Raw genomic sequence first — 13,344 nt, forward strand, 5'->3', positions numbered from 1 at the left:
CAGGGTGGCGCGTAAAACCTTTTGCCCCGGTCACCGCCCGGATGCTGGAGTGAGGCCATGGATCATGCCTCGGTGCTCGCCCTCTTCGACCGGGACATGCGCGAAGGCGCGCGGCCCGACGGCCCCGGCGCGCGCGTCGAGCGCTCCGGGAACGTGGTCCGTCAGCTCTCCACCGCGCACGGCTGGAACGGCGTCGTCTGGTCCGGCCTGGACGAGACCGACGCGGACGCCGCGATCGCCGAACAGATCGCCTGCTTCTCGGGCCTCGGCCGCGCGTTCGAGTGGAAACTGTACGGGCACGACCGCCCGGAGGACCTGGGACGGCGGCTGCGGGCCGCCGGCTTCGTGCCCGAGCCCGAGGAGACGCTGATGGTCGCCGAGGTCGCGGCCCTCGACCTCGGCGCCGAGCCGCCCGAGGGCATCCGCCTCGCGCCGGTCACCGACGCGGCGGGCGTGGGCCTGGTGGCCCAGGCGCACGAGAAGGCGTTCGGCACCGACGGCTCCCGGCTGCGCGAGCGGCTGCTCGCCCGGCTCACCCAGGCGCCGGACACCGTCCTCGCCACGGTCGCCCTCGCCGGTGACCTGCCCGTGAGCGCGGCCCGGCTGGAACTGGTCCCCGGCACCCGCTTCGCCGGCCTCTGGGGCGGCGGTACCGTCGAGCCCTGGCGCGGGCGCGGCATCTACCGCGCCCTGGTCGCCCACCGCGCCCGCGCGGCCCGCGACCGCGGCTACCGCTATCTCCAGGTCGACGCCTCCGACCTGAGTCGCCCGATCCTGGAGCGCCTGGGCTTCGAGGCGCTGAGTACGACGACCCCGTACAGGTACGGGGTCTAGGGTCCACGGCGTGGCTCGCACGTCCCGCCTGCCCGGCGGGCGGACGGCGCTCCTTCCGGGACACGCCCTGGCCGACGGCCTCCCGCCTCTGGGGCGGCTCAGTCCAGGCCGAAGGCATCCGCCAGCATGTCGATCTGCGCCCTGAGCAGCGTTCCGCCGTCATGGCCCATGCCCTCGAACTGGCCCGAGACCTCCAGGCCGATCGCCCCGTGCATGTGGGACCAGGCGAGCACGGCGCCGGCCAGGGCCGCACCCGCCGATCCGCCGGTCGCCTGCGCCCACCGCGCCACGGCCGCGTCCGTCCTCGCCCAGGCCGTCATCTGGTCGACCACGGGCCGCACCGCCGCCGACGGCTCCGCACCCTCGAACACCGCGAGGAACGGCCCGAGCACCGCCCGCGCGCTGTCCAGCGTGTCGGGGGGTGCCGTGTACCCCGGCACCGGTGTGCCCTCGATGAGCAGGTAGCGGTGCGGCTGGGCGACGGCCCACGCCCGGCAGGCGCCCGCGAGTGCCTGCGCCCTGGCCCTCGCTGAGGTGTCCTGCGCCAGCGCGTCCCCGGCGGCGGTGACGGCCGTCGCCAGGTCGGCGTAGGCGTCGCGGATCAGATCCGTGAGCAGGGCGTCGCGGCTGTCGAAGTAGCGGTAGAGCGCCGGCCCGGACAGGCCGACCTCCTTGGCGATCCGGGTCAGCGCCACGGCCGCCGTACCGCCCTCGGCGAGCTGCCGCAGCGCGATCTCCTTGATCTCCGCGCGGGTCTGCTCGCGGTAGCGCGCCCTGGGGCTCTGTGCGGTGCCGGTCACGGACGGCCTCCTTTCCGGTCCAGGTGACAGACCTTAACGATGGACCGGAGGTCCAGCTATTGCTAGCCACCATCGAAAGAGTTACAGTCTCTAACAGAAGCAAGAGGCAGTAACTATCTGAGGAGCTCGCCGTGACCGCATCCACCGACCCCACCTCCGCCCGGCACACCGTCCTCGGCTCGGGGCCCGCCGGCACCGCCCTCGCCGGGGAACTGGTCCGCAGGGGCCACTCCGTGCGCCTGGTCGACCGCAAGGCCGACGGGCCCGGCCTGCCCGGCGTCGAGCGGTTCGCCGCCGACGTCAGCACCGCGGACGGCGCCCGTGCCGCCGTCGCCGGGGCCGGGGTCGTCCACCACTGCGTCAACGTCGGCTATCACCTGCAGGTCGAGGTGATGCCCCGGATCCAGGAGGCGGTGCTCGGCGCGGCCGAGGCCGTCGGCGCCCGCCTGGTGGTGCTCGACACGCTCTACCCGTACGGCGAGACCGGGGGAGCGGTGATGACCGAGGACAGCCCGTGGCAGGCGACCAGCCGCAAGGGCCGGATGCGGGCCGAACTCGACGAGAAGTACCTCGCGGCCCACCGTGAGGGCCGCGTCCGGGTCGCGCTCGGCCGCTCCGCCGACTTCGTCGGCCCCGGCGTCCTCAACTCCACCCTCGGGGCGACCGTGTTCCCCGGTGCGCTCACCGGCGGCGCGGTGCTGGGCTTCGGCGACATCGACCTGCCGCACAGCTACACCGGGATCCAGGACGTGGCCGCCGGACTCGCCACGCTCGGCGAGCGCCCGGAGGGCGACGGCCGCGTCTGGCACCTGCCGACGGCCCCGACCGTCAGCACCCGTGAGATCCACCGGATGATCGAGGAGCGGGTCGGCAGGCCGCTGGACGTCACCGTCCTTGCGGAGCCCCGGCCCGTGGGTCCGTTCGACGAGCAGTTCATGGCCGAGTACGCGGAGATGTTCTACCAGCACACCGAGCCCCAGATCATGGACTCCTCGGCCTTCGAGCAGGCCTTCGGTGTGGCGCCGACGCCGCTCGGCCGGACCCTGGACGCCACCCTGGCCTGGTACGGAGAGTGGCTCGCGCAGAAGTGACCGGGGTCACCCGCGCCCGGATGTCACATCCGGGGCCGCCCGATCCGTCGCAGGGTCATGACGACGAACCAGAGCAGCCAGAGCATCCTCCTCGCCGGCGCCGGCGGCGTCCTCGGGGGTCACCTCACCCGCGCCCTGACCGAAGCCGGCCACAAGGTCACCGGCCTCGGCCGGGGCGCGGCCAACGCCGTCCGGGCCGACCTGATGGACCGTGACGCCCTGCTGAGGGCCGTCGACGGGCAGCACTTCGACACCGTCATCCACGCCGCGACCGCCCTGCGCAAGCCGCCCATGCGCCACCGCGACATGTACGCCACCGACGCGCTGCGCACCGAGGGCACCGCCCACCTCGTCGAAGCCGCCCGGGCCACCGGCGCCCGCCGCTTCGTGTCGGAGTCCATGGTCTTCGGCTACGGCTACGGAGACTTCGGCGACCACGTGCTCACCGAGGAGGACGCCTTCGGGCCGCGCGGCACCACGCCGGAGCTGGAGCGCCATGTCGAGGGCATGCGCATCAAGGAGCAGCTGACCTTCGAGGCGGCCGGCCTGGAGGGCATCGCGCTCCGCTTCGGCCTGTTCTACGGCCCCGGCGGCACCGAGGCGATCCTGCCGATGCTGCGCAAGCGGCAGCTGCCCCTGCCCGGCGACCACGGCCGGGTCCTGCCCTGGGTCGAACTCACCGACGCGGCGCGGGCGACGGCCGCCGCGGTGGAACGCGGCCGTCCCGGCCAGGCGTACAACGTCGTGGACCGGACGCCGTACGGATTCCGGGAGCATGTCCTGTGTGTCGCACGGGAGTTCGGGGTGCCCAAGCCCATGACCGTGCCCCTGTGGACGACCCGTCCGATGCCGTACGTGCACACGATCCTGACGTCGCGCATGCGGGTCTCGGCGGCGAAGGCCGAGCGGGAACTGGGCTGGACGCCGCGCTACGCCTCCGGCCGGGACGGTCTCGCCGCGCTGGCGGCCCGCCGTTGACGGCGCGACGGGGGCGGCCCCGGCCGGGAGTCCGGCCCGGCACGGCGGATCCGCCGACCGCCGGCGGACCGGGTCGGCGGGGCCGCCGTGGGGCTCTCCCGCCTGACGCCACCGTGGACCCGTGCGCAGCGGGACGGGCTGCCGGGTCCGGCTCCCGTGCGCAGGGCGCCGAGACGGGGGCCGGGGCGGGTGCTCGCGCGCCCCGCCCCGGCCCCCACGGCTGATGTGCCGACAGGATCGAGGATCGTCGCGTCAGCGATGTGCCCTTGAGCGGTCGAGCGCGGCGACACCGAGTGCGGCGAGGCCGATCTGGATGAGCCACTCGATCCAGTCGATACCGCTGGTGTCGGCCACGCCGAACGCGTTGGCCAGCGCCGAGCCGATCAGCGCGGCCACGATACCGACGAGAATCGTCAGCAGAATGCCGATGTGCTGCCGTCCCGGGACGACCAGCCGGCCCAGCACGCCGATGACGATGCCGATCACGATCGCACTGATGATGCCTGAGATCTCCATCTCCGCCCCTCTTTGTCAAGGCCCCCGCACTATCCGGATGCCCGCTGGGGGCGCGGACACTCCGTCCGGTTTCCACCTCAGGGTTCAATCAGGGGTCGACGGGTTCAACCAGGGGTCAACGCCGGGTCAATCTCCGGCCCGTGGGGCCGGTGGCGCCTGTTCAGGCCCACTCATGCCATGTACCGTTCAACCGTTCCGCCGCACCGCACATGTGCGGCCGAATGTCTACGCGCGCAGACGTGCTGTTTCTACGCGCGTAGGTCCGGCTTCGCACCGCACGGCCCCCGCTCTTCCCCAACCCCACACGGAGGTACGCCGGATGCTCGGACCCGCCAGATCCCGCCACAGACTCACCACCGCGCTGGCCGCGTCGGCCCTGCTCGCCGGGGGTGTCGCCGCGCAGTTCGCCGTCACGGCGGCCCCGGCCCACGCGGCCACCCCCCACCGGATCCTGTTCGACGACGGCCACGCCGAGGAGGCGGGCAACGCCGACTGGATCATCTCCACCAGCAAGCCCGACCCGCTCGGGCAGGACTCCTCGCCGTCCGCCGAGACGGACTGGACCGGCGCCCTGTCCTCCTGGGGCGTCGCCCTGCAGAGGACGGGCGACTACAGCCTCAAGACCGCCACCAGCGCGCTGACGTACGGCGGTTCCTCGGCCACCGACCTGTCGAACTTCGACACGCTGGTGCTCCCGGAACCCAACACTCTGTTCACCACCGCCGAGAAGACGGCGATCATGAACTTCGTCAAGAACGGCGGCGGACTGTTCATGATCTCCGACCACACCGGCGCCGACCGCAACAACGACGGTGAGGACGCGGTCGAGATCCTCAACGACCTGATGAGCAACAACAGCGTCGACTCCACCGACCCGTTCGGCTTCTCCATCGACACGCTGGACGTCAACTCCGGCTACCCGGCCGCGATCAGCGACAGCAGCGATCCCGTCCTGCACGGCTCCTTCGGGACCGTCACCAAGAGTCTGATCGCCGACGGCACGACGGCCACGCTCAAGCCGGCCGACAACTCCTCCGTCAAGGGCCTGGTCTACCGCAGCGGCTACTCCGGGAACACCGGCGCGTTCTTCCTCACCAGCACCTTCGGCAGCGGCCGCGTCGCCTTCTGGGGCGACAGCTCGCCCATCGACGACGGCACGGGCCAGTCCGGCAACAAGCTCTACGACGGCTGGAACGACACCGGCGCCACGAACGCCGCGCTCGCCCTCAACGCCACCGCCTGGCTCGCCGGCGACGGCACCGGCGGGGGTGGGGGCGGAGGCGGCGGTGGCACCTGCACGGCCGCCCAGCTGCTCGGCAACAGCGGCTTCGAGTCGGGCAACACCACCTGGAGCGCCTCCAGCGGTGTCATCACCGACTCCACGGGTGAGTCGGCCCGTTCGGGCTCGTACTACGCCTGGCTCGACGGCTACGGAACGGCCACCACCGACACCCTCTCCCAGTCGGTGACCATCCCGTCCGGCTGCACCACCGCCGCCCTGAGCTTCTACCTGCACGTCGACACGGCGGAGACCACCACCAGCACGGCCTACGACACCCTCAAGGTCCAGGTTCTCAACAGCTCCGGCACGGTGCTGAGCACCTTGGCCACCTACTCCAACCTCGACGCGGCCGCCGGCTACACCCGGCGCAGCTTCAGCCTGGCCGGCTACGCCGGGCAGACCGTCACACTGAAGTTCACCGGGACCGAGGGCTCCATCCTCCAGACGTCGTTCGTCGTCGACGACACGGCTCTGAACGTCAGTTGACACCCGTGGTGCGTGATCTACGGCTACGCGGACGAGAACTCGCCGGGCCGCCATCGGCGTTCGTCCCGTGGGCGTGCTTCGAGCAGGTGTGGCCGTCCGGGCCGAAGGGGATCCCGGAGGAGTACCGGACGCCCGTGGAGCCGGCCGCGTCGCCTGCGGAGGCGTGATCCGCCCGCCACAACTGCCCCACCCGCGATAGGGTGCGGTCATCCGTGAAGCCTCTCCGGGCGGACCCGTTTCCGCCCGGAGAGGCTTTTCTCATGCCCGGAGACCGCCCGGGAGCCGATCGACTCGCTCGCAGAGGAGCCCCATGTCCGACCTGTCCGTACGCCCCGCGACCGCCCAGGACCGCCCCGTCGTCGAGCGGTTGTGGCTGATGTTCCGCCACGACCTCTCGGATCACGCGGGCGTTCTGCCGGGCCCCGACGGCACGTTCCGCAGCGATCGGGTCGACTCGGCGTTCACGCAGGCCGGTTGGGCGCCGTACCTCTTCCTGCGCGCGGACCGGCCCCTCGGCTTCGCCTTCGTCCGCGGTCTCGACGGGCCGGCCCGCGTGCTGAACAGCTTCTTCGTGGTACGCGGCGCACGCCGCGAGGGCATCGGCACGAGGGCGGTGCACGACGTCGTCGTTCGGCATCCCGGTCCGTGGGAGGTCGCCTTCCAGTACGCCAACGCCCCGGCCGTCCGCTTCTGGCGCTCGGTCGCCGCCCAACTCGCCCCCGGTGCCTGGTCGGAGGAGACGCGGCCGGTGCCGGACCGGCCCGACCTCGCTCCGGACGCGTGGATCTCGTTCGTGTACTGAGCGCCCGCCCGCGGACGCGCCCACGGGCGGCCGGGTGCGGGACGACGGCCCGCACGTCGCAGGCGTGCACGTCGGCCTCGTGGTGGCGGGGTGTGACCTGGTGGATCCCCGCCGGCGACGTCCGCCGGGCCGAGGGCCTCTTGACATGCAAGGAATTGCCTGCATAACTGTGAGTGTGCGATCAGAGAACGACTCCGCGATGGACGCCGTCTTCAAGGCGCTGGCCGACAACACGCGCAGACGGCTCCTGGACCGTCTGCACGAGAGCAACGGCCAGACCCTCGGAGAGTTGTGCGAGCGCATCGGCATGACCCGTCAGTCGGTGACCCAGCACCTGGCCGTCCTGGAGGCCGCCCATCTGGTCAGCACGGTGCGGCGGGGGCGGGAGAAGCTGCACTACCTCAATCCGGTCCCGCTCCACGAGATCCAGGAGCGGTGGATCGACAAGTTCGAGCGCCCGCGCCTGAGCGCGCTGAGCGCCGTGAAACGACAAGCCGAGGAAGCCATGGCCGACAAGCCCGCATTCGTCTACGTCACCTACATCCGCAGCACACCCGAGAAGGTCTGGGACGCCCTCACCGACGCCGGCCTGACCGCCGCCTACTGGGGCCACAGCAACGTCTCGGACTGGCACCCGGGCTCCCGCTGGGAACACGTCCGAACGGACGGCTCCGGCGTCGCCGACGTGGTCGGGAAGGTCGTCGAGAGCGAGCGCCCGACCCGGCTGGTCACCACCTGGGCCGCGCCCGAGAACGAGGGCCGGGAGGACCGGCACTCGCGCGTCACCTTCGACATCCGGCCGCACCGGGACATCGTCCGCCTCACCGTGACCCACGAGGACCTCGAGGACGAGGGCGAGCTCTCCGACGCCTCCGGCGGCTGGGCGGCCGTCCTGTCGAACCTCAAGTCGCTCCTGGAGACCGGCAGTCCCCTGCCCCAGGAGCCGTGGTCGGTGCCCGCCCGCTGACCAGGCGGGTCACCGCCCGATCATTGGTGCCCCCCTCGGCCAATCCGCGACCGCCCCAGCTTCGGATTACCCGCGACAGGAGTGATCGACGTCGCGGGAGGAGAGGCGATGGCGGCCGGAACGGCATCGAGCAGTCCGGGAGATCCGGCGGAGGCAGGCGCCGGAGCACGGCGGCGTGCCGCCGTCGTCGGCAGCGGGGTGGCGGGGCTGACCGCCGCGCACATCCTGAGCCGCACGCATCACGTCACGCTGTACGAGGCCGACGACCGGCTCGGCGGGCACGCCCACACCCATGAGCTGACCTCGTCCGACGGGCAGACCCACCGGGTGGACTCCGGCTTCATCGTGCACAACCGCCGCACCTACCCGAACCTGCTCCGGCTCTTCGACGAACTCGGCGTCGGCACGCAGGAGTCGGAGATGAGCATGTCGGTGCGGTGCGAGGGCTGCGGACTCGAGTACGCCGGAGCCCGCGGCCCCGCCGGACTCCTGGCCCGGCCCCGCAACGCCGTACGCGGCGCCTACCTGCGGATGCTCACCGAGGTCCCCGCCTTCCACCGGGCCGCCCGGCGCCTGCTCGCCCGGCCGGCCGACGTCACCCTCACCCTCGGCGGGTTCCTGGAGCGCGAGGGCTTCTCGCCGTACTTCCGCACCCACTTCATCACCCCGCTGGTGTCGGCCGTCTGGTCCTGCGACACCACCACCGCCCAGCTCCACCCCGCCGCCTACCTGTTCCGGTTCATGGAGCACCACGGCATGCTCTCGGTCGGCGGCTCGCCCACCTGGCGCACCGTGACCGGCGGCTCGCGCAGCTACGTCGACCGCGTCGCCGGTGAAGTCGCCACCGTGCGCACCGCGACCCCCGTGCGCGCCCTCACCCGGCACGCGGACGGAGCCGTCGTCACGGCACAGGACGGCCGCACGGACTCCTACGACGCGGTGGTCGTCGCCGTCCACCCCGACCAGGCGCTGCGGCTGCTGGCCGACGCCACCCCGGACGAGAAGGACGTGCTCGGGGCGTTCCGCTACTCGCGCAACCACACCCTCCTGCACACGGACACGAGCCTGCTGCCCCGCGCCCGGGGGGCCCGCGCCTCCTGGAACTACCTCATGCCGTCCTGCACCGCCGGTGCCGACCGGGTGCGCGTCAGCTACGACATGAACCGGCTCCAGCGCCTCGACGCCCCCGAGACGTTCGTGGTCACCCTCGGGGGCGAGGACCGCGTCGACCCCGCCCGCGTACGCGCGCGGATGGTGTACGAACACCCCGTCTACACCCCCGAGTCGGTCGCCGCGCAGCAGCGGCTGCCCGACCTGAACACGTCCGTCACCGCCTTCGCGGGCGCCTATCACGGCTGGGGGTTCCACGAGGACGGCTGCCTCTCCGGCGTGCTGGCCGCCGCGGCGCTGGGAGCACGCTGGTGACGCCCGTCCCCGCCCTCTACCCGTGCACGATCACCCACGTGCGCACGGCACCCCTGCGGTACACGCTGCGCCACCGCACCTACATGTGGCTGATCGACCCCGACCGGCCGCCCCGACTCCCGCGCGCCCTGCGGGCGTTGGCACGCTTCGACGCCCGCGACCACTTCACCGGCGACGGGTCCTCCGTCCGCGCCGGCCTGGAGTCCTTCCTCGCCGACCACGGCGTGCACCTGGACGGCGGGCCCGTGCTGATGCTCACCCACGCGCGCGTCCTCGGACACGTCTTCAACCCGCTCACCCTCTACTGGTGCCACGACCGCGACGGCACCCCGCGCTGCGTGGTCGCCGAGGTCCACAACACCTACGGCGGACGGCACTGCTACCTGCTGCACCCGGACGCCACCGGGATGGCCGGGGCCGACAAGGAGTTCTACGTCTCGCCGTTCTTCCCCGTCGACGGGCGCTACCGCATGCGCCTGCCCGAGCCGGCGGAGCGGCTCGGCCTCACCGTGCACCTGGAGCGTGAGAACGGCAGGCCGTTCACCGCAACCGTCCAGGGCACCCGTACGGAAATGACCGTGGGACGGCTGCTGCGGCTGGCGCTGCGTCACCCGTGGTCCACGGCCCGGGTGTCCGCGGCGATCCGTATGCACGGCATCCGCCTGTACCTGCGGGGCCTGCCCGTCCAGCCCCGTCCCGACCACCGGATCCCGGAGCGTATGAAGTGAGTACCACCAACACCCCCGCCGACGTGCGACGGAACGACGGCGCCGTACCCGCGGACACCGGTGCCGGGCCCTGGCCCGACCTGTCCGCCCGGCCGCGCGCCTCCTGGCCGCGGACCGCCGTCACCCGGGCGGTGGTGCGCCGGGCCCTCGACCGGCTGCCCGTGCGGGTTCGTTTCGCCGGAGGCGACTCGGCCGGACAGGGCGGCCCGCTGCTGGAGGTCCGCGACCCGCGCGCCTTCCACGCCCGCATCGGCTCCCAGGGCCTGATCGGCTTCGGTGAGTCCTACATGGCCGGTGAGTGGGACGCCCCCGACCCGGTCGGCGTCCTGACGGTGCTCGCCGCCCACGCGGCGGAGCTGGTCCCCGCCCCGCTGCAGCGCCTGCGCGGCCTGTGGGCCCTGCGGCAGCCCGCCCAGCAGCGCAACACCCCCGACGGCGCCCGCGGCAACATCAGCCGTCACTACGACCTTTCCAACGATCTCTTCGCCCTCTTCCTCGACGACACCCTCACCTACTCGTCGGCCGTGTTCCGGGGCTTCCCCGCCACCTGGGACCTGCTCGCCGCGGCCCAGCACCGCAAGATCGACCGCCTGCTGGACCTGGCCGGCGTGCACGAGGGCACCCGGCTGCTGGAGATCGGCACCGGCTGGGGCGAACTCGCCGTCCGGGCGGCGGCCCGGGGCGCCCACGTCACCTCGCTCACCCTCTCCGCCGAACAGCGCGACCTGGCCCGCGCCCGCGTCCGGCAGGCGGGCCTGGCCGACCGGGTGAGCATCGAGCTGCGCGACTACCGCGAGGCCCGCGGACGCTACGACGCCGTCGTCAGCGTCGAGATGATCGAGGCGGTGGGAGAGGAGTTCTGGCCGGTCTACTTCCGCACCCTCGACGACCGCCTCGTGCCCGGCGGCAAGGTCGCCCTGCAGGCCATCACCATGCCGCACGAGCGGATGCTGGCCAGCCGGCACACGTACACCTGGATCCAGAAGTACATCTTCCCCGGCGGCCTGCTGCCGTCCGTCGAGGCCGTGGACCAGACGGTGAGCGAGCACACCCGGCTGACCGTGACCCGCCGGGACGCCTTCGGACCGCACTACGCCGAGACGCTGCGCCTGTGGCGGGAGCGGTTCACCGAGCGGGCCGACGAGGTGGCCGCGCTCGGCTTCGACGAGACCTTCCGCCGGATGTGGACCTTCTACCTCGCCTACTCCGAGGCCGGCTTCCGCTCCGGGTACCTCGACGTCCAGCAGTACCTGTTCACCAAGGAGGACACCGCACGATGACCACGGCCCGCCCCACCAGGCCAGGCACCGCCCACCGGCTCGCCGCACTCGCCGAGGAGGCCCTCGGCGGCGCTCTGCCCGTACGGCTGCGCGCATGGGACGGCAGCGAGGCCGGACCGGCCGCCGGCCCCGTGCTCGTCGTGCGGTCCCGCAGAGCCCTGCGCCGACTGCTGTGGGAGCCGGGGGAGCTGGGGCTCGCCCAGGCGTACGTCACCGGCGAGCTCGACTTCGAGGGCGACCTGGCGCAGGGGCTGCGCGCCATGTGGGCCGCCGCCCGCGAGCGCGGCCTCCACCCGCCGCGCACCGCCCTCGCCGACCGGGCCCGCGCCCTCGGCACGGCCGCACGGCTCGGCGCCCTCGGCCCTCGCCCGCCCGCCCCCGCCTCCCAGGCCAGGCTGCGCGGCGGCCTGCACAGCAAGGCCCGCGACCGGGCGGCCATCAGCCACCACTACGACCTGTCCAACGAGTTCTACGCCCTGCTGCTCGACGAGACGATGGCCTACTCGTGCGGCTACTGGGCGAGCGACGACCCCGCCTTCACCGCGGCCGACGCCCAGCGCGCCAAACTGGAGCTGATCTGCCGGAAGCTGGCCCTCGAACCCGGCGCCCGGCTGCTGGACATCGGCTGCGGCTGGGGCTCGCTCACCCTGTACGCGGCCGAACGGCACAAGGCGCAGGTCACCGCCGTCACGCTGGCCGCCGAGCAGGCGGCGTACGTGCGCGAGCAGGTGCGCGAACGCGGACTGGCGCACCGGGTCGACGTCGTCTGCCAGGACTACCGCGACATCGACGGCGGGGCCTACGACGCCGTCGCCACCGTCGAGATGGGCGAGCATGTGGGAGACGCGGAGTACCCCGCCTTCGCCGCCGCCCTGCACCGGCTCGTGCGCCCGCAGGGGCGCGTGCTGGTGCAGCAGATGTCCCGGGGGCGCCGGGCACCCGGCGGCGGTGCCTTCATCGAGGCGTACATCGCGCCGGACATGCACATGCGGCCGCTCGGCGCGACCGTGTCGCTGCTGGAGGAGGCCGGTCTGGAGGTCCGGTCGGTGGAGGCGCTGCGCGAGCACTACGTGCGCACCGTGTCCGCCTGGCACCGCACCCTGGAGGACCGCTGGGACGACGTGGTGAAGCTCGTCGGCGTGGAGACGGCACGGGTGTGGCGGCTGTATCTGATCGGCGGCGCCCTGGCCTTCGAGGAGGCGCGCATGGGCGTCGACCAGATCCTGAGCGTACGGCCCACCGCGCCCGGTGCCGCCGGCCTGCCCGCGACACCCACCACGTGGTACCGCGCCATGGAACAGTCGTGAACGGCTTCGCCTGGGGCGGATTCGCCCTCAACCTCGCCTGGGCGGCCGCGACGTCACTGGCGGTCATGCTCGTCACCTTCGCCGTGGCCGTCCGCGGGGGCGTGCACCGGATCGTGGACGTCGCCTGGGGGATCGCCTTCGCCGCCGTCGCCGTCGTGACCTGCGCGGCGTCGGCCGGCGACGGCGACACCGGGCGACGCGTGCTGGTCACGGTCCTGACGGCGCTGTGGGGCCTGCGGCTGGCCGTGCACATCGGACGGCGCGGCCGGGGCCACGGCGAGGACCCGCGCTACGCGAAGATGCTCGCCAAGGCACCGGGCAGCGCCAACCTGTACGCCCTGCGCATGGTCTACCTCCTGCAGGCCGCGCTCGTCTGGCTGGTGTCGCTTCCGGTGCAGGCCGCGCAGTACATCCCCGCCCCGATGACGGGTCTCGCGGTGGCGGGCGCGGTGCTGTGGACCGTGGGACTCGTCTTCGAGGCGGGCGGGGACGCCCAGCTGGCCCGCTTCAAGGCCGATCCCGCGAACAAGGGCCGGCTCATGACGCGCGGGCTGTGGAGCTGGACCCGGCACCCCAACTACTTCGGGGACTTCTGCGTGTGGTGGGGTCTGTTCCTGATCGCCTGCGACTCGGCCGCGGCGGCCACGGTCTCCGTCGTGTCCCCGGTGGTGATGACCCTGCTGCTGACCCGGGGCAGCGGCAAGGCGCTGCTGGAGCGGCACATGAGCGAGCGGCCCGGCTTCACCGAGTACGCCGCCCGCACGAGCGGCTTCCTCCCCAGGCCCCCGCGCAGGCGCCCGTGAACGGCGGCCGGGCGGGGGCACCGGTGAGGGTGTGCACGGCGACGG

At 72.9% G+C, this 13,344-nt stretch carries 13 protein-coding genes and 1 pseudogene; 12 read left to right on the forward strand and 2 right to left on the reverse strand.

Features of this window, described 5'->3' with window-relative positions:
* The first annotated feature begins 57 nt into the window (after positions 1 to 57).
* Positions 58 to 834 (forward strand): GNAT family N-acetyltransferase, encoded by a 777-nt coding sequence (locus ACIRPX_RS02085; RefSeq protein ID WP_404187344.1) that lies wholly within the window; start codon positions 58 to 60, stop codon positions 832 to 834.
* A 98-nt stretch (positions 835 to 932) separates the two neighbouring features.
* Here the strand turns inward: ACIRPX_RS02085 and ACIRPX_RS02090 are convergent, their stop codons facing one another.
* A complete protein-coding gene (locus ACIRPX_RS02090; protein ID WP_404187345.1) occupies positions 933 to 1,634 on the reverse strand; it encodes a TetR/AcrR family transcriptional regulator in 702 nt (233 codons plus the stop codon).
* Between the two features lie 131 nt (positions 1,635 to 1,765).
* Here ACIRPX_RS02090 and ACIRPX_RS02095 point away from each other — a divergent pair, with 131 nt between their 5' ends.
* Complete coding sequence (locus ACIRPX_RS02095) at positions 1,766 to 2,725, forward strand: NAD-dependent epimerase/dehydratase family protein (protein ID WP_404187346.1); 960 nt, start codon at positions 1,766 to 1,768, stop codon at positions 2,723 to 2,725.
* Between the two features lie 57 nt (positions 2,726 to 2,782).
* Positions 2,783 to 3,703: an NAD-dependent epimerase/dehydratase family protein gene (locus ACIRPX_RS02100; RefSeq protein WP_404187347.1), complete on the forward strand. Its 921-nt coding sequence runs from the start codon at positions 2,783 to 2,785 to the stop codon at positions 3,701 to 3,703.
* A gap of 252 nt (positions 3,704 to 3,955) precedes the next feature.
* Here the strand turns inward: ACIRPX_RS02100 and ACIRPX_RS02105 are convergent, their stop codons facing one another.
* On the reverse strand, positions 3,956 to 4,219 hold the full coding sequence (locus ACIRPX_RS02105; RefSeq protein ID WP_404187348.1) for a GlsB/YeaQ/YmgE family stress response membrane protein: 264 nt from the start codon (positions 4,217 to 4,219) through the stop codon (positions 3,956 to 3,958).
* A gap of 319 nt (positions 4,220 to 4,538) precedes the next feature.
* Here ACIRPX_RS02105 and ACIRPX_RS02110 point away from each other — a divergent pair, with 319 nt between their 5' ends.
* From ACIRPX_RS02110 to ACIRPX_RS02150, 9 genes and pseudogenes are all read left to right on the forward strand, one after another.
* Positions 4,539 to 5,987 (forward strand): hydrolase, encoded by a 1,449-nt coding sequence (locus ACIRPX_RS02110; protein WP_404187349.1) that lies wholly within the window; start codon positions 4,539 to 4,541, stop codon positions 5,985 to 5,987.
* A 6-nt stretch (positions 5,988 to 5,993) separates the two neighbouring features.
* A pseudogene (locus tag ACIRPX_RS02115) lies at positions 5,994 to 6,154 on the forward strand (amino acid permease); the annotation flags it as partial.
* Between the two features lie 143 nt (positions 6,155 to 6,297).
* Positions 6,298 to 6,789, forward strand: coding sequence for a GNAT family N-acetyltransferase (locus tag ACIRPX_RS02120; RefSeq protein ID WP_404187350.1), 492 nt, complete (start codon positions 6,298 to 6,300; stop codon positions 6,787 to 6,789).
* Positions 6,790 to 6,988: 199 nt separating this feature from the next.
* Positions 6,989 to 7,756, forward strand: coding sequence for an ArsR/SmtB family transcription factor (locus ACIRPX_RS02125; protein WP_404187497.1), 768 nt, complete (start codon positions 6,989 to 6,991; stop codon positions 7,754 to 7,756).
* A gap of 108 nt (positions 7,757 to 7,864) precedes the next feature.
* Complete coding sequence (locus ACIRPX_RS02130; protein WP_404187351.1) at positions 7,865 to 9,181, forward strand: NAD(P)/FAD-dependent oxidoreductase; 1,317 nt, start codon at positions 7,865 to 7,867, stop codon at positions 9,179 to 9,181.
* Positions 9,178 to 9,909 carry a DUF1365 domain-containing protein gene (locus tag ACIRPX_RS02135; protein ID WP_404187352.1) on the forward strand — a complete coding sequence of 244 codons (732 nt, stop codon included), beginning with the start codon at positions 9,178 to 9,180 and terminating at the stop codon, positions 9,907 to 9,909. The genes ACIRPX_RS02130 and ACIRPX_RS02135 overlap by 4 nt, the downstream gene beginning before the upstream one ends.
* Positions 9,906 to 11,189: a class I SAM-dependent methyltransferase gene (locus ACIRPX_RS02140; protein ID WP_404187353.1), complete on the forward strand. Its 1,284-nt coding sequence runs from the start codon at positions 9,906 to 9,908 to the stop codon at positions 11,187 to 11,189. Before ACIRPX_RS02135 ends, ACIRPX_RS02140 begins: the two co-directional genes overlap by 4 nt.
* Positions 11,186 to 12,496 (forward strand): class I SAM-dependent methyltransferase, encoded by a 1,311-nt coding sequence (locus tag ACIRPX_RS02145; RefSeq protein ID WP_404187354.1) that lies wholly within the window; start codon positions 11,186 to 11,188, stop codon positions 12,494 to 12,496. Before ACIRPX_RS02140 ends, ACIRPX_RS02145 begins: the two co-directional genes overlap by 4 nt.
* Positions 12,493 to 13,299 carry a DUF1295 domain-containing protein gene (locus ACIRPX_RS02150; RefSeq protein WP_404187355.1) on the forward strand — a complete coding sequence of 269 codons (807 nt, stop codon included), beginning with the start codon at positions 12,493 to 12,495 and terminating at the stop codon, positions 13,297 to 13,299. The genes ACIRPX_RS02145 and ACIRPX_RS02150 overlap by 4 nt, the downstream gene beginning before the upstream one ends.
* Positions 13,300 to 13,344 lie beyond the last annotated feature (45 nt).

The sequence above is a fragment of the Streptomyces sp. NPDC101225 genome, from assembly GCF_044767585.1.
In the GTDB taxonomy this organism is placed as follows: domain Bacteria; phylum Actinomycetota; class Actinomycetes; order Streptomycetales; family Streptomycetaceae; genus Streptomyces.